General features: G+C 70.5%; 15 protein-coding genes and 1 pseudogene. 6 read left to right on the top strand and 10 right to left on the bottom strand.

Going from position 1 to position 14,841, the window contains the following annotated elements; genetic code table 11:
* The first annotated feature begins 124 nt into the window (after window positions 1-124).
* Both ABZ873_RS27830 and ABZ873_RS27825 read left to right on the top strand, forming a co-directional pair.
* Window positions 125-664 carry a neocarzinostatin apoprotein domain-containing protein gene (locus tag ABZ873_RS27830; protein WP_360877324.1) on the top strand — a complete coding sequence of 180 codons (540 nt, stop codon included), beginning with the start codon at window positions 125-127 and terminating at the stop codon, window positions 662-664.
* Window positions 665-701: 37 nt separating this feature from the next.
* Window positions 702-2,462, top strand: a complete 1,761-nt coding sequence (locus ABZ873_RS27825; RefSeq protein WP_360877321.1) for an immunoglobulin domain-containing protein — start codon at window positions 702-704, stop codon at window positions 2,460-2,462.
* On the opposite strand, the gene ABZ873_RS27820 is transcribed toward ABZ873_RS27825, so the two are convergent.
* The 7 genes from ABZ873_RS27820 to ABZ873_RS27790 form a co-directional block, all read right to left on the bottom strand.
* Complete coding sequence (locus tag ABZ873_RS27820; protein WP_360877318.1) at window positions 2,459-2,764, bottom strand: DUF2087 domain-containing protein; 306 nt, start codon at window positions 2,762-2,764, stop codon at window positions 2,459-2,461. The genes ABZ873_RS27825 and ABZ873_RS27820 overlap by 4 nt on opposite strands.
* Window positions 2,765-2,913: 149 nt before the next feature.
* The gene (locus ABZ873_RS27815) at window positions 2,914-3,564 is read right to left on the bottom strand and encodes a hypothetical protein (protein WP_360877315.1); all 651 of its coding nucleotides are present in this window, start codon (window positions 3,562-3,564) and stop codon (window positions 2,914-2,916) included.
* Window positions 3,561-4,049, bottom strand: a complete 489-nt coding sequence (locus ABZ873_RS27810; protein ID WP_360877312.1) for a DUF6114 domain-containing protein — start codon at window positions 4,047-4,049, stop codon at window positions 3,561-3,563. Before ABZ873_RS27810 ends, ABZ873_RS27815 begins: the two co-directional genes overlap by 4 nt.
* A complete protein-coding gene (locus ABZ873_RS27805; protein ID WP_360877309.1) occupies window positions 4,040-4,669 on the bottom strand; it encodes a DUF6230 family protein in 630 nt (209 codons plus the stop codon). The genes ABZ873_RS27810 and ABZ873_RS27805 overlap by 10 nt, the downstream gene beginning before the upstream one ends.
* Window positions 4,670-4,777: 108 nt before the next feature.
* A complete protein-coding gene (locus ABZ873_RS27800; RefSeq protein ID WP_360877306.1) occupies window positions 4,778-5,551 on the bottom strand; it encodes a MerR family transcriptional regulator in 774 nt (257 codons plus the stop codon).
* 28 nt (window positions 5,552-5,579) lie between these two features.
* Entirely contained in the window at window positions 5,580-6,863 is a 1,284-nt protein-coding gene (locus ABZ873_RS27795) for a methyltransferase (protein ID WP_360877303.1), read from the bottom strand.
* A 54-nt stretch (window positions 6,864-6,917) separates the two neighbouring features.
* Window positions 6,918-7,268 carry a tetratricopeptide repeat protein gene (locus ABZ873_RS27790; protein WP_360877301.1) on the bottom strand — a complete coding sequence of 117 codons (351 nt, stop codon included), beginning with the start codon at window positions 7,266-7,268 and terminating at the stop codon, window positions 6,918-6,920.
* A gap of 103 nt (window positions 7,269-7,371) precedes the next feature.
* Between ABZ873_RS27790 and ABZ873_RS27785 the strand changes: the two genes are divergently transcribed.
* From ABZ873_RS27785 to ABZ873_RS27775, 3 genes and pseudogenes are all read left to right on the top strand, one after another.
* Window positions 7,372-8,337 (top strand): pirin family protein, encoded by a 966-nt coding sequence (locus tag ABZ873_RS27785; protein WP_360877298.1) that lies wholly within the window; start codon window positions 7,372-7,374, stop codon window positions 8,335-8,337.
* Window positions 8,338-8,724: 387 nt separating this feature from the next.
* Window positions 8,725-8,931: pseudogene (locus ABZ873_RS27780) on the top strand (transposase); the annotation flags it as partial.
* 663 nt (window positions 8,932-9,594) lie between these two features.
* Complete coding sequence (locus ABZ873_RS27775; protein WP_360877295.1) at window positions 9,595-10,137, top strand: SMI1/KNR4 family protein; 543 nt, start codon at window positions 9,595-9,597, stop codon at window positions 10,135-10,137.
* Window positions 10,138-10,198: 61 nt separating this feature from the next.
* On the opposite strand, the gene ABZ873_RS27770 is transcribed toward ABZ873_RS27775, so the two are convergent.
* The gene (locus ABZ873_RS27770; protein ID WP_360877292.1) at window positions 10,199-10,666 is read right to left on the bottom strand and encodes a hypothetical protein; all 468 of its coding nucleotides are present in this window, start codon (window positions 10,664-10,666) and stop codon (window positions 10,199-10,201) included.
* A gap of 280 nt (window positions 10,667-10,946) precedes the next feature.
* On the opposite strand from ABZ873_RS27770, the gene ABZ873_RS27765 reads away from it, so the two are divergent.
* Complete coding sequence (locus ABZ873_RS27765) at window positions 10,947-11,837, top strand: DUF5655 domain-containing protein (RefSeq protein ID WP_360877289.1); 891 nt, start codon at window positions 10,947-10,949, stop codon at window positions 11,835-11,837.
* A 419-nt stretch (window positions 11,838-12,256) separates the two neighbouring features.
* Here the strand turns inward: ABZ873_RS27765 and ABZ873_RS27760 are convergent, their stop codons facing one another.
* Window positions 12,257-13,081 carry an aminoglycoside phosphotransferase gene (locus ABZ873_RS27760; protein ID WP_360877360.1) on the bottom strand — a complete coding sequence of 275 codons (825 nt, stop codon included), beginning with the start codon at window positions 13,079-13,081 and terminating at the stop codon, window positions 12,257-12,259.
* 367 nt (window positions 13,082-13,448) lie between these two features.
* Window positions 13,449-14,729 (bottom strand): DUF317 domain-containing protein, encoded by a 1,281-nt coding sequence (locus tag ABZ873_RS27755; protein ID WP_360877286.1) that lies wholly within the window; start codon window positions 14,727-14,729, stop codon window positions 13,449-13,451.
* Between the last annotated feature and the right edge of the window lie 112 nt (window positions 14,730-14,841).

Here is a 14,841-nt window from a genome sequence, read left to right as displayed (position 1 = left end):
CCGGGGGCCTTGTGCGTGGCCGGGGCCTGCCGGTTGGCGTGATCTCGCCGTACCCGCTTGATCGGGATTAGGTTAGCCTTACCTCAGTTTCCCGACTCCCCCTGCCTGAAAGGGCGTTATCGCGATGCGCGCTGCCTTCCTGCCCCGAACCGCCGCCCGCGCGGCCGTCGCCGTGTCCGCCGCCGTCGCCCTCGCGGTCGGCGCCGCCGGGTCCGCCTCGGCCGCCACCTCGACGCGTACGGTCACCGACGGCGCGACCACCTACCAGCTCAGCGTCACCGCGCCCTCCTCCGCCGCCGCGAGCGGCCAGAACATCACCGTCACCGGCAGCGGCTTCAACGCCGGCAAGGGCATATACGTGGGCCTCTGCGCGGTCAGCGGCGCCCAGGGAGCCAACAAGCCCACGCCCTGTCTGGGCGGTTCGGACCAGTCGGGCACCACCGGCGCCTCGCACTGGGTGAACAACACCTTCGGCGGCACCCTGGCCAACACCTCCAAGTACGGCCCCGGCGGCAGCTTCAACGTCACCATCCACGTCAAGGCGGACCTGGGCGGCGGCCAGATCTGCGGCGAGACCGTCCAATGCGCCGTGGTCACGCGCGCCGACCACTTCAACTCCTCGAACCGCAAGTACGACGTGCACGTGCCCGTCACCTTCAACTAGCAGGCAGCCGGATCCCGTTCCCGTCGACGAGGAAGAGATGACACCCCGACACCCCCTCATCCCCGGCCGTGCGGGCGCCGTGTCCGCGCCCGCCGCCGTGTCCGCCGCCGCGCTCGCGCTGCTGCTCGCCTCGGTGGCCGCGGGCAGCCCCGTATCGGCCGCCGGGGGCGAGGGGGCCGACGTACCGCCGGGAACCGTCGCGTACCGGCCCGTCGCGCAGTTCACCACCGCCGGCAAGCCCCGGGACCTGCTGCTGCATCCCGACTCCCGTCGCCTGTACGTCGGTTCGGAGGACCTGCCGGAGACCGCGGAGACCAACGAGAGCGGGCTGCACATCCTGGACCCCGCCGACGGGAAGGTGCGGAGCACCGTCTCCCAGGCGCCCGGCCCCACCGGCACGCTCGGCCGGCGGGCCGTGCGGCAGCTGGTCGCCCCGCTGCCCGGCGACGGAGCCGTGTTCGTGTACCCGCTGCGCGGCATCGGCACGGCCAAGGACGGCGACGCGGCCGCGGCCGGCGCCTGGGTGCCGGGCGGGCCCGTCACCGATGCCGCGCCGGGGACGGCCTCCTCGACGGTGCTGGTCGCGCAGGGCTCCGTACTCTCCGAGGTCGACATCGCCACCGCGACCGTGAAACGGTCCCTCACGCTGGACGGGGGCGAGGAGTTCGCGCACGATCCGGTGCGCGGCACGGTGTGGTTCACCGATGTCGGCGCCCGAAAGATGTACAAGGTCGACACGACGGCCTTCCGGGTCACGGCCACCGTGGAACTGCCCACGGGGGAGGGCTTCGGGGGCTTCACCGAGGTGGATCCGGAGACCGGCGCCGTCTGGGTCGGGCTGGACACCTCCGTGGTCGTCCACGACGCGACGGGCAAGCGGCTCGACGTCCTCAAGGGCAGCGACATGCCGCGCGCGGCGCGCTTCGACCCCGCCACCCACCAGGCGTTCGTGGTGTGGCAGGACAGCGGGGACACCTCCCAGCCGGGCAGCGACAACAACGGCGCGCTGACCGTTTACAGCACCCGCGACCTCAAGGAGGCCGCGAAGCCCGTCGTACTCCCGGGCCATCACGGCCAGTTGGGCAGTGCGGCCGTCGCCGTGGAGCCGGGCGGTGCGACCGTGTTCGTGTCGGACCCGGCGGGCGGGCGGATCACCCGGCTGGAGCGGGCCACCCCGCCGCGGATCATCCGGCACCCGGCGGACCGTACGGTCACCGCCGGGACGGAGGTCTCCCTCACGGCGCAGGCCGAGGGCACCCCGCCGCCCACGGTGGCCTGGCAGGTCAGCACGGACGCGGGCCGCAGCTGGCGGGCCGTGGAGGGCGCGACCTCCGCCACGTACACCTTCACGGCGGCGGCCTCGGACCACTCCCGCCGCTACCGGGCGGAGTTCACCAACGAGGCCGGGGCCGCCCACACCACCGCGGCCACCCTCACGGTCACCGCGGCGGACACCACGACGGGCGGTGGCACGTCCGGTACGACCGGGCCGGGCACCAGCGGCACGGGCGGCGGCGACACCGGGGCCACCAGCGCCGGGTCCGGCCCCGGCGGGGGCACGGACGGCACGACCGGCACGGCCGGCACGTCCGGCACGACTACGGCGGGCACGGCCGGCGGTGCGGCCGCCGGCGGTACGGCTGCCACGGCCTCCGGCGGTACGGGCCCCACGGCGGCCGGTGGCGCACTCGCCTCCACCGGCGTGGCCGTGGCCTCCCTCGCGGGATCCGCCCTCGTGCTCACCGCCGCCGGGTGGATCCTCGTACGCCGCACCCGGCAGCGCCCGGACACGCCCTAGGCGGCGGTCGTGGCGCGCCGGTAGCTGCTGCCGTCGCGGGTACGGGTGAGCAGGCCCGAGGTGATGAGGTAGCGCCGCAGGGCCGAGCAGTCCTCGTGCACGGTGCGCAGGGCCTCGTTCACCTCGGGCTCCGTGTACGCGCGGTCGGCCGCGAACAGGGTCCCGGCCAGATGGACGAGGAGCTGTTCGCGGCGGGCGGCCTTGCGGGGGATCGCGGTCAGCCGGCCTCCGGAGAAGAGGTCGGAGACGTCCCGGGGGGTGCGGGCGGGTGTCGGCTGGGCCGGTCGGGTGCTCTGTGACATGGCTTCGAGCCTGGCCCGGAGCCCGCCGTACGGCAACGGGTTTTCCGCCCGGCCCCCGGATCAACCGGACACACGGCGGCCCGCCCGGTCACCGGCGCGGGGGCGACGGAACCGGGCGGGCCTTCACGTACGCGCGGGAGCGGCCGGGGTCAGGGGCCGACCGTGATGTTCTGCGCGGGGTCGGTGTCGTCGCTCACCTTGTAGACCGCGTTGAAGGTGGAGGTGGTCGCGCTCGTCGGGCAGCCGAAGCCGCCGGTGACCTTGACCGGTACGGTCGCGTTGACGAAGGTCAGGCTCGACGGGGAGCCGTTGGACCAGGTGCCGTTGACGGTGGCGGCGGCCGTGGGCGCGGCGGTGACCGTACAGGTGGCCAGACCGGTGGTCTTCACGACCAGCCCGCCCACCGGCACGCCCATCGTGGCGGTGATCGGGGAGCCGTTCTGCATGGACACGGCCCAGGCCCCGCTGGTGGTGACCGTCGGGGTCACCCCCGGCATGCTGGCCGTGCACGAGCTGTACGTCGGGGCCGAGATCGGCGAGGAAACCGGACCGGCCGGGTTGCTGTTGCCGGGGGCGGCCGGCACCGAACCGGTGGCGACGGAGACCGAGCAGGTCACCGTGACCGATCCGGCCTTGAGGGTGGCCTTCCCGCTGAGGACGGCCTTGAAGGCGTGCCCGGCCGGGGTGACGGTGGTCGACCCGGCCGCGGGTAAGGGGGCGGCGGAAGCGGTGACCGAGGCGAGCGTGATGGCTCCGGCGACGGCCGTCCCGAGGGCGAGCGCGGTGCGCGTGCGGCTCATGACTGGTGTGCTCCTTGGGGATCGTGGTGCGGGGTGGGGGGAGAGGGCGCGGACTCGGGTGCGGAGCCGGTCGGGGCCGTGGGGGATCCCGCGCTCCCGGTACCGCGCCGGGCGGTGGTGTGCGGCTGCCACGCGAACATCAGGCCGCCGCCGACGATGCCGAGCAGGGTGCCGATCAGGAAACCGCCGAGATTCGACAGGACCAGCGCGGCGGTGGCGATCAGGGTGGTGAGCACCCCGGCGAGATTGCGCTGGGGCGGTGAGAACCAGGCGGTGAGACCGAGGACGATCATCACGACGCCCATCAGGACGGACGGGATCCCCGCCACTCCCTGCTGGAGCATGACCTTCAACGGCGCCAGCGGCAGGACGCAGATCCACGCCCCCGCCAGGACGGCGAACAGCCCGCCCCAGAAGGGGCGTTGCCGCCGCCAGCGCCGCCACCGGCCTGTACGCTGCCGCCCCTGACGGCGGCTCAGAAGCATTCCTTCTTGCCCTTGCTGACGTTCATGCTGAGACCGGAGAGCTTGAAGGTGCCGGCGTTCGTCGCCCAGGCCGTCTGCTGGAGGCCGGTGATCCGGACGGTGTCCGCCTGCTGGGCGAAGAGGTCCTGCATGCCCTGCGCCTCGGCCGGACCCTTGTCGAGGGTGGAGGCGTCGCGCCCGATCTCGATATTGCTGAAGACGGCGTCACCGGCGAGCTGGGTGGCGTCGACGAAGAGGTTGCTGGCCTCGACCGGGGTCTTCTTCCCGGCAGTGAGGTTGAGCGAGATGTCGCCGACCACCGGGAGCGTGGTGACCACCGACTGGCAGAGGTTGCTGAGCTTGGCCTCCCGGATGGCCGTGACGGCGACCGGGATCAGTTCCTCGCGGGCGTTGACGTCGACGCCGCCGTACTGGGCGAAGCCCTCGCCCTCCAGGCTGCTCGCCGACACCTTGAACTGCTGTCCCGACACGGCGAACGAGGCTGCGAGCACACCCTGCGAGAGGGCTATGCCGAGGCCCGCGGTCACCGCGACGGCGGGGACGGTCAGGACGGCGAACCGGCGCCAGCGCACGCGGCCCGAGTCACTGTGCTCGTCGGATAAATGGGGGGAACCGGTCATGGGAGCGTCCCTTATTTTCGGCTGTGCACCGTTGTTACCGACGAGTTGAATGTAAGAGTGCCAATGATGGTTGGCAAGGTTGTGCGAGCGCACCCTTTGAGCCGACTCCTACTGGTCCGTACGGAGCAGTTCCGCGACCTCCGCGTCCACCCGCCGGGCCATCGCCCGCGCGAACTCCGTGGTCACGACCTCGCCGGCCACCGGTCGCAGGGCCCGTACGGCCGCCGTGATGTGCTGGATCTGTGCGGCCGAAAGTCGCTCCAGCCCCTCGGGGCCGATCACATGCCGGCGGAACAGTCCGACGAACCGGTCGGCGAGAGCCGCCGCCTGTGTCTGTACGAATTCCCCCGCGTCCAGGATCTCCGCCAGCGGCACGCCCTGGCGCACCAGCGCCAGCGTCGCCTCCAGCAGCCGCCGGCTCGGGTAGGTGACCAGGTCCCCGTCGACGGTCACGTAGCCCAGCTCCGCCGCCCGCCGGGTGTCGGCGGCGGTGGCCGTCGGGCCGAACAGCTCGCGCAGCTGGGCCCGGCTCAGCGTCACCGGCTCCTCCTGCACCCAGTCCCGGGTCATCTCCCGTTCCAGGCCGAGGAGTTGGGAGATCCCGCCGCCGTCCTCCCAGGCCCGCAGCAGCTCCGCGATGCCGTTGACGGTGTAGCCGCGGCCGAGCAGGTCGCTGATCAGGCGCAGCCGGGTGAGGTGGTCGTCGGAGTACCAGGCGATCCGGCCCTCGCGGCGCGGCGGGGGGAGCAGCCCGCGCTCCTGGTAGTAGCGCAGGTTGCGCACCTTGACACCGGCCGCGCGGGCCACGTCCTCGCGGCGGTAGCGGCCGTTGCCGTTCCCGCTGCCGCCGTGCCCGTTCTCGTCCCCCACCTGGCTTTCCACGGGCCAGAGTGTAGGACGTACTCGCTGGTCACATACGGCGTGAGCGATCCTGGCGGGGGCGGTCCTCGCGCGGCCGGTCCTCGCGGGGGCGTTCCTCGCGCTGGCGGTCCTGAGGGGTCCGCTCCTGACGGGGCCGGTCCTCCTTGACCGCGCGCAGCACCACGAAGCGCGGCTCGCTCGCCACCACCTCGCTGTTGCCGAAGAGCCGCCGCAGGTGGGTGTGGTAGCCCATGTGCCGGTTGGCGACCACCCACAGCTCGCCCCGGGGCCGCAGCACCTTCCGCGACTGCGCGAACATCCGCAGCGCCGTGGCGTCCGTGGTGGCCTGGTGGGAGTGGAAGGGCGGATTGCACAGGACGAGGTCGGCCGAGGCCGCGTCCAGCATGGCGACCCCGTCGCCCACCAGGAAGTCGGCCCGCTCGCGGTCCCGGTGGACATTGGCGCGGAAGGTGGCCTTCGCCGAGGCGACGGCCTGGTACGACTCGTCGGTGAACACGACCTCGGCGTCCGGGTCCGCGACCGCCACCGCCGTGCCGACGATGCCGTTGCCGCAGCCGAGGTCCACGACCCGCGCGCCGTTGGTGTTCGTCGGGATGCTCTGCAGGAAGAAGCGGGTGCCGATGTCGAGCCGGTCGGCGCAGAAGATCCCGGCGTGGTTGACGGCCGTGAGTCCGGCGCCGGAGCCCGCCTCCTCGTCCAGCGTGTACGTCACCGGCCACGGGTCGGCCTCGCGCCGCGTGGTGGCGGTGGGCGTGCAGAAGATCAGCCGCGCCTTCTTCTCGGCGAGCGAGGTCCGGGTCGGGCCGAGGATCCGCTCGAAGAGGTTCAGCGTGGAGGTGTGGATCTCCTTGACCATGCCCGTGCCCACGACCACGGTGCCCTCGTGCACGTGCGGCGCGAGGCGGTACAGCTGGTCCTCCAGCAGCGCCAGGCTCTTGGGCACCCGGACGAGGAGTACGTCGATCCGCTCGGGCGGTGCGTCCTGCGTGGTCAGCAGCCGCACCGTGGCCTTGGCGGTACCGATCCCGGCCCGGTCCAGGTTCGCGGCGGTACCGGCCCGCGCGAGGTAGGAGTCGGTGATCTGCGTCGGGCGGTAGGCGGCCAGCGCCGTCGTCAGCGCCCCCCAGCGGTCCCCGAGGACGGTGATCTGCCCGGCGCCGGCCAGGTCCACCGGGCCACGGTCCCCCGTACCGGAGTGGAGGTGGCGCAGCAGGTACTCGTCGGCGGCGTCCCAGGCGCGGAGCCGGTCGCGCGGGTCCTCGGGGAAGCGGGTGAGCTCGTAGGAGCCGTATGGCGTGGTCAGACGGTTCATCGTGACCCCAGGCTAACCGAGACGGCCGCCGGACCCCGCACGAGCCGGTGCGCCCTACTCGGGGAACTCGCCCGCCATCGCGGCCGCCGTCCGCAGGTACGGGCGGGCCTCCGCGGGCCGGCCCAGGCGCTCCAGGGTGCGGCCCAGCATCAGCTGCGCGTAGTCCTCCACCGGCCAGCGCTCCAGGATGCCGCGCAGCTCGTGCTCGGCGCGGGAGAGCTGCGCCGAGTGGTAGTAGGCGCGGGCCAGCAGCAGCCGGGGCGCCAGCTGCCCGGGGGCCTCGCCGGCCAGCGGGGCGAGGATGCGGGCGGCCGTCGCGTACTCCTTCGCCTCGAAGAAGAGCTGGGCGCGCGCCCAGCGCTCGGCTGCCGTCCCGTGCTCGTAGTACGTCGTCGGCGTGCTCATCGGGTCCCTTCCGCCGTTCGGGTGTGCCGTCGCCCGCCTCAACATGCGCGGGGCGTCGGACATTCCGGGGAACGGGGCGCCCGCCTGCGGCTACGTTGTGCACATGAGCAATCTCGATCGCCAGCCCGCCCTGTCCACCTGCGGCGGCCGCGGGTTCGTCGTGGCCGAACCGGTGCGCGAGCTGCTGAGCCCGCGCACGGTCGCGCTCGGCGAGTCCACCGAGGTCCGCCGGCTCCTGCCGAACCTGGGCCGCCGGATGGTGGGCGCCTGGTGCTTCGTCGACCACTACGGCCCGGACGACATCGCCGACGAGCCGGGCATGCAGGTCGCGCCGCATCCGCACTCCGGGCTCCAGACGGTGAGCTGGCTCCACGAGGGCGAGGTGCTGCACCGCGACAGCGTGGGCAGCCTGGAGACGATCCGCCCGCGCGAGCTGGGCCTGATGACCTCGGGCCGCGGCATCAGCCACTCGGAGGAGAGCCCCCGCCCGCACGCCCGCCTGCTGCACGGGGCCCAGCTGTGGGTGGCGCTCCCGGACGCCCACCGCAATGTGGAGCCGCACTTCCAGCACCACGCCGACCTCCCGCGCGTGACGGCCCCGGGCCTGACGGCGACGGTCATCCTGGGCACCCTGGACACGGCGACCTCCCCGGGCACGGCGTACACCCCGATCGTGGGCGCGGACCTCGCCCTGGCGGCGGGCACGGAAACCCGCCTCCCTCTGAACCCGGACTTCGAGTACGCGGTCCTGTCCATGTCGGGCGAAGCCCACGCGGACGAGGTCCCCCTCCTCCCGGGCTCGATGCTCTACCTGGGCTGCGGCCGCACGGAACTCCCCTTGCGCGCAAGCTCGGACGCGTCGCTGATGCTGCTGGGCGGCGAGCCGTTCGAGGAGGAGATCGTGATGTTCTGGAACTGGATCGGACGGTCGCACGATGATATCGCGCAGGCCCGCGAGGACTGGATGACGGGCACCCGATTCGGGGAGGTCAAAGGCTACGACGGCCCTCCGATTCCGTCCCCGGAGCTGCCTCCTACCCACCTGAAACCCAGGGGAAGGGTCCGTTGAGCTGCTGCTTTGTGTGACTGAGGGCTGGGGGCGGCATTCGCGCCCAGCCCTCCGCTTCTCCAGATGGAAGAAAAGCTCCCAGGCGTGGTCCGACACCCTCCGCTGCCGGTGGTCGAGTCTCATGTGTCGCAGGCTGTAATCAGCCTTGCTCAGACGAATGCTGACCTCTTGCTGACTTTACTGACGAGTAGTCAGATTCGCTCGGGGGTCGTACTCAGTACCGGTGTCTGCAGTGGGCAGCGGGAGCCGCCAATGCGGCGTCGGCGCCTGCGACCCCTGTCCCCAGAGCAGTCAAGGGGTGCGATCAGTCTCCGGGGTGCGTGCGTGGGGACGTTCCAGCCCTTGTTTCAAGACCAGGCTGGTGTCAACAACGCTCGTGTCACCCACCGCGACCCGGGCCAGAAGGGCTTCAAGGTCATCCCGCGGCGCTGGGTCGTCGAGCGGACGTTCGGCTGGTTGATGAATCACTGCCGCCTCGCCCGCGACTACGAAACCCACCCGCACCGCTCCGAACCGATGATCCGCCTCGCGATGATCGACCTGATGAGCCGCAGGCTCACCCGAGAGTCGACTCCGAACTGGAAGGACTCATAGCCGTCAGGCCACACTGACCCGCGCGTCCTCGCCCCTCATAGCCTGCGGCCAGCGGTCATCAATGACACCTGCCGCTTCCCGGCAAGCGCCACAGGCGTCCCCTCGCAGCGGCAGCCACCCGTAATCGGATGGCGACATGCCGGCTTGCTGAATTCCGCACAGCGTCCTGTCGAAGATGGCGAAGGCGTAGGAGACCTCGGCGGGAAGGCCATCCGCGACGGCCCTCTCCCAGCGCATCTCCACGGGCAAATACGGCGGCCGCGCGACCTCGAACCAATCGCCACCCACATGAGTGGAGGCGTGGCACCAGGAACAGCACCAGATCTCCTCGTCCCGCACAGTCGTCAGCGCCGGCCACCGCCACATCGCCCGTCCACACACATCGCACTCCACAAGCGGATACTCACACGCCTCCAGGCGCGACCCCAATCCACTGACATTGGACGACTTACCAAACACCCCGGACGGGATAAAACGCTCTTTAACTGATCGTTTCAGAATGATCGCGAGAGTCGACGCAGTCAGATGCTTGAGCAGGCGAGTTCGATCAGTCCTTGGTGAAGGTCCGCCCGGCCCTCGTAGCGGGTGCGCAGGCGCATACGGTTACAGTGGCCGAGCCTGTTGAGTGGCATAGCGCATCTGTGCAGAGAGGGGCAGCGGGTAATGGGCGTGGTGGAGAGCTGGTTCCGCGTCATGAATCTCCTTCGGGAACATGCTCCGGCCGATCACGTGGACCTGCCCGGCCCGGCCCCCGAGCGGGTACTCGCGGCCGCTGAGGAGCGCATGGGTGTCTCCTTGCATCAGGACCTGCGCGTGTGGCTGCTGCAGAACAACCTGGATCTCCCCGAGGACGATGTGGACGACGACGTCGCCTGCTGCGGTTACGCCGGGTTCCCGGACGAGGCGAGCTTCTTTATGGGCATCCGGGCGATTGAGAAGCTCTACGCCAACCATCCCTTGTCCGGCGGAAGCGAATGGCGTGAGGAGTGGGTCCCGTTCTTATCAAATCAGGATGCATGGACGGGGCGGTTCATCGATGGGACGGACGGACGTATCGGCAAATGGTTCTTGGGTGAGCCAACGATCACGGGCGAGTACCCGTCATTGGCCCATTACTTCGACTCAGTGGCGGAGATGCTGACCAGGATCGGCGCAGGGGGCTATCCGCCCTGTTCTGTCGTCGATGGACAACTTGTCTGGTTGTGAGGCCGCGACGCTGTGAAACAGAAGTGCCCCCAGGAAACGAAGAACGGCCGGGGGCCACTTCTTATGGTCCGGTTGAGGACCGGCCACCCGGCTCTTTCCACGTCGGCGCCGGGGTGTTCGGCCGCAGGCGGCGCGTCATGGTGTCGTCGGCGTTGCGTTTGAGATAGGTCTGTATGCACCGCGCCGCTGTATCCGACGGGGTTGGGGCCCGCCGAGTGCCGGCGCTCTGCGCGGCGTTGGCGAACACGAACTCGTCACAGCTTTTCAAGTCGGTTTGCGGCCTGCCTGAGTCCAGGGACCACAGGTCACTGAACAGACCGGTGCCACTATAAGCCTTCCATTTCCAGCCGCAGATGAGCTGACGGTTGAGATCCGACTGGGACTTGTCTGAGCCGTCGACGGCCATCTTGTTGCCCAAGTAGGTGAGCGACTTGCCGCTGCTGCGCTGACCCCACTTGATGTTGGTCTTGCGCCACATCATGTCGATGTGTGCCGCGGCCCCGGGGAACTTGACCACGGTCCGGGTCACCGTCTCCCGCCTGAGCCCGAGCTCCGTTCGGGTAGCCGTCGTGGACAGATCTCGAAAACTGCCCCGGCTCCGGAGGCCGTCACTCTTTACCGCGCCTTCGCAGGTCAGAGGCTTTCCTGATAGGTTGTCAGGGCCGCCGTCCCGCGCATGTCCCGGCAGGTGGATTCGGCCAATTAGTCTTGGATGTCGGCTTTCGCGTATCTCGCTGGTCTCGGGCTGGGTGCTTGGAAATAATCCCAACTCGCCAGATGTTCCCGCTTCGCAAGTGCGCAAACGGGGGGTGTCTGGCCTGAAACTGTTCCACACGGAAAATGGCGTGACCGAGGTCACGCCGCATCTGGCCGAGGTGGAGGCCGATGTGCAGGGCCTTGTCGAGGGTGCGATGGAGTCCATGCTCGGGGTGCGTTTCCTCGCCACCGAATACGTCACCGGCCCGGTACACGGGGGGCGCATCGACTCGCTGGGGCTCGATGAGAACGGCGCCCCGGTGATCGTGGAGTACAAGCGGGGGACCGACCCGGGGGTGATCAACCAGGGCCTGTTCTACATGGCGTGGCTGATGGACCACCGGACCGAATTCCAGGCCCTGGTGCGGGAGCGCCTCGGGGCGAACGCGGCCTCGCAGGTTCTGTGGAGCGCGCCCCGGCTGATCTGCATCGCCGGTGACTTCACCCGCTACGACCTTCACGCGGTCCGTGAGCACCGCCGCTCGATCGATCTGGTCCGATACCGCCTCTACGGCGCTCACCACATCGCGCTGGAGACGGTCGCGGCTTCGGTCGCTGCCCAGGCCAAAGCGCCCACGCGGTTGCGCCGGAGGGGCGCTGCCGGTGAGCAGCTCACCCGGCCGACGCCCGCAGCAGTCGCGGACCTGGCGTCGGCGGTGGATGAGGTGCTGCTGGCATTGGGGGAGGACGTAAAGAAGGTGCGGCGCCAGCAGTACGACGCTTACCAGCGGCTGCGGAACTTCGCCTGTGTGACGCCGAGGCAGAACAAGCTCCTCGTGTACCTCAAGGCGGCCCCCGCGGCCGTCGACCTCGCGCCCGGCTTCACTAGGGACGTGACCGGGCTGGGGCACCACGGCACCGGCGACCTGGAGGTCCAGCTGCGCTCGGAGAAGGACGTCCAGCGGGCGGTGGAACTGTTCCGGCTGTCTTACGCGGCGGCGTAGCTGCCGTCGATACGGCGTCGGCGCCACGTCCCGTGCCGCCAGGGCGATGGGGTCGGGATCAGCGGGAGGGGATGGAAGGTTCTCGGCGGAAGCCCTTCGAACGTGGCGGGTGGGATGTGGCGGTGGAGTTCTCCATCTTCCGTGCGATCCCCGGTTTCCGAAGCCGGGGATCGCGTGCTATGTATCGCCCAGCCGCATTTGAGGTCACGGGCGCTGCGAGGTTCGGCGGCGCCTGCAGTAACGGCACCGGTGGGATCCGTATTCGCAGGGCCGCACTCCGAGTGGGTGGCGCGCTGGGCGCTGGAGGCCCAACAGCCGACGGGCGCCTGAACCACCCGACCAAGTCGCACCGACATCCCGAGCGGGGGGGGCAGCGCCGCCACACCCCAAGCGAACCGCGCGCTGGGGTGTGAGGTCGTTCAGGTCCGAGCAGCGATGGCGTCGGCCCACGCGTCGGCGGCTTCACCGATCGCCGCAGCTGTGGGGACCTGCTCGGCGGCGAGGTCTCGCCAGCGGCGCGCCTCCGCCCGTGCGAAGGCGGCCAAGGACTTCGGGTCGGCTGCACTCCACCCGGGAACGCGGGAAGCCCAGGCCCAAGCAGCTTCGGGTGTGTGGCCGCCGGTGGAAATGAGGCGCATGCCCCACAGGGTCGCATCGATCCAAGCCGGGCCGACCGCCGGCCAAGACCAGTCCACGAGGTGGGCGCGTCCCTTGTTCACCACGATGTTCGTGGAGGCGGGGTCGGTGTGGAGGAGGTTCCTCCCGGTGAGACGCTCATGGTCGTCTGGGGTGCAGTAGTACCCCCAGCGGTCCCACGCGGTTGGAAGCCGAAGGGCCGGCGCGGTGACCGTCGCCAGCTCGGCCAGGGCTTCGGCGACGGGCGTGAGGTCCGGTGAGCCGGGCGTGTACTCGGCATCGCGGCCCGGCAGGCCCTCGAAGGCCAAAATATTCCAACCGTGAGTGTTCAGGCGCCAGAGGACACGAGGGGCGCTGAGCGGAAGGTAGGGGTTGACGGCCTCTTCGAGATCCAGCTCATCCACCGGCGACCAGTCGGGGCCCCACCAGGACGCCTCCGCCTCGGCGGCTGTGGAGGTGGTGGCGGGACTACGCCCTCGCTGCCCCTTCACGAAGACCAGGCTACCGCTGGGCAGGGTCAGCAGCGCTGCTACCCCGGAGCCTGCCGCGTGCTGAGCGTCATCAGCAGTGTAGGAAGTCCCTAGCTGCTGCCGGACTGCTTGCACCACTACGTCCGGCAGCTGCGACCAACTGATCCGCCCGGCCTCCACTCTCAGGCGCCCCTCGGCGGCGGGTGCTGCGGCGGTGAGGGTGGATTCTTGTCCGGCGTGATCGGCCCCGGTGGCCGACCGGGCGGTGTTGGAGTTTTGGGACCCCGCGGGGGCTTCTTGGCTTCGAGAATCACGACGAGCAGCGTATGTGCGACGGGCCGTCAGCGAGAGCCATTTCCCCCGCCATGTCTGATTCGAGCGCCGCCGTGGCCGGATCCTCCGCTGTCTGGCTGCATCGGGCGCTGCGCAGCCACGCAGGACCTGGGCCTTCCTTCATGGTCGTTCCCGGGCCCGTGCCTGGCATTGGTTGTAGGACTGGTGACGATCAGCGGACGCGGCGCATCGGATGGAGAGGGGGCGCCGGGATCCGGGGCACGCTGAGCGAGGTCAGTTCGGCGGGACGACGCGGGGTGGCGAGGTCGGCCGCGATGGTGGCCAGCTCGGCCAGGAGGTCCTGCGGTGCGCCGCGGGAGAGCCGGATCGCCCAGGCGGGCTGGTTCGCGTCGTCGCCGCCGAAGACGACCCACCGTTCGGCGACCGCGTGCGGCTGCTGCTCGAAGGTGAGGCTGCGGTTCGGTGCCCGCCAGGTGGTGCGAGAGGGGTGGCTTCTTTCAGCCCATCCGGCCTCCTGCAGCGGGACGTGGGGCTCGGGCGCGTCCGCCGGAGGAGCGTCGAGGTGGTCGATGATCGCCCGGATGAAGGTCACAGGGGTGCCAGCGGTGATGGCCGCCCGCCACACCTGTTCGCCCACGGGCCCGTCGTACTCGGCGATGGTCCAGGCGATGTCGGTACGGTGACGCGCTTCGTGGTCGAACTCGGCTCGGAAGGTCAGGCTTTCGTGCGAGGCAATGGTGGTTTCGTCGCTCCAGGTCCGGTACTTCGACCACTGCGGGCTGGCGTCGAAGAGGTGGTCGAGGAATTCCTCGTGTTCCCCGGGCCCGGCTACCGGCGGCGGGGCCGCCCGGGTGGTGGGGGCTGCCGGTGCCAGCCTACCGCCGAGGGCTTGGCGGACGCTTTGTTCGAGCTCGGTCAGCGGGGCAGGGCCCGGGCGCACGGCCGCGGTGTACTGGCTGTGGAACTCGGCGAGGGCTTCTGCCTTGTCCTGGAAGGTCCGGGATTCCTGCCGGAGGTGGTCTTCGCCGTGCAGGTGGACATGGCGGCGGACGCCGCTGGCGTAGGTTCCCACGGCGACGGTGGTGTGGCCGTCGTTCGCATGGAAGTGGATGGTCAGCCGGCCTCTGGCGATGTCGTCGTGGATGCGCTGGGCAGTGGCGCTGACCTGACGTATTTCGCCTCGGGTGCACCAGGGCATGGGGTAGTCGGCCCAGGTCCACTCGGTGTCGATCTCCTCTTGGAGGTCGGGGGAGATGTCCACGGTGAAGCCGTACCGGATCAGGTCGGCCGCGGCCCGGTCGGTGTAGTAGGGCTCCTCCCGGTCGATGCGGGCCAGGACCATCGTGTCCGGACCGGTGCTGCGGAAGCCGGCGTCGTGGAGGTGGGAGCGGGCGGCGTCGCTGGTGGTGCCCGAGGTTGTGGCCAGCACGCTGGGGTGGTGGTCGGGGTGCAGGGTGAAGCTGACGTGGGCGTCAGCGGGCGCGTACGTCATGAGGGACCTTCATCGTCGGGGTGGGACGCGGTGGGAGGCCGGTGGGGTGGGGGTGTCAGCGTGCGGGCCGTGCGGGGTGGCGTACGGCTGGGCCGGGCGGGGCGGCCGACTG

Source organism: Streptomyces sp. NPDC047014, from assembly GCF_040644195.1.
Lineage (GTDB): Bacteria > Actinomycetota > Actinomycetes > Streptomycetales > Streptomycetaceae > Streptomyces.
Note: the sequence above shows the minus strand (reverse complement) of the source record. Positions and strands in the feature narration are given on the sequence as shown.

Bases quoted from the DNA above. Each gene is read 5' to 3' on its own strand.
- ABZ873_RS27830 (WP_360877324.1), top strand. From the start codon at position 125: ATGCGCGCTGCCTTCCTGCCCCGAACCGCCGCCCGCGCGGCCGTCGCC.
- ABZ873_RS27825 (WP_360877321.1), top strand. From the start codon at position 702: ATGACACCCCGACACCCCCTCATCCCCGGCCGTGCGGGCGCCGTGTCC.
- ABZ873_RS27820 (WP_360877318.1), bottom strand. From the start codon at position 2,764: ATGTCACAGAGCACCCGACCGGCCCAGCCGACACCCGCCCGCACCCCC.
- ABZ873_RS27815 (WP_360877315.1), bottom strand. From the start codon at position 3,564: ATGAGCCGCACGCGCACCGCGCTCGCCCTCGGGACGGCCGTCGCCGGA.
- ABZ873_RS27810 (WP_360877312.1), bottom strand. From the start codon at position 4,049: ATGCTTCTGAGCCGCCGTCAGGGGCGGCAGCGTACAGGCCGGTGGCGG.
- ABZ873_RS27805 (WP_360877309.1), bottom strand. From the start codon at position 4,669: ATGACCGGTTCCCCCCATTTATCCGACGAGCACAGTGACTCGGGCCGC.
- ABZ873_RS27795 (WP_360877303.1), bottom strand. From the start codon at position 6,863: ATGAACCGTCTGACCACGCCATACGGCTCCTACGAGCTCACCCGCTTC.
- ABZ873_RS27790 (WP_360877301.1), bottom strand. From the start codon at position 7,268: ATGAGCACGCCGACGACGTACTACGAGCACGGGACGGCAGCCGAGCGC.
- ABZ873_RS27785 (WP_360877298.1), top strand. From the start codon at position 7,372: ATGAGCAATCTCGATCGCCAGCCCGCCCTGTCCACCTGCGGCGGCCGC.
- ABZ873_RS27775 (WP_360877295.1), top strand. From the start codon at position 9,595: ATGGGCGTGGTGGAGAGCTGGTTCCGCGTCATGAATCTCCTTCGGGAA.
- ABZ873_RS27755 (WP_360877286.1), bottom strand. From the start codon at position 14,729: ATGACGTACGCGCCCGCTGACGCCCACGTCAGCTTCACCCTGCACCCC.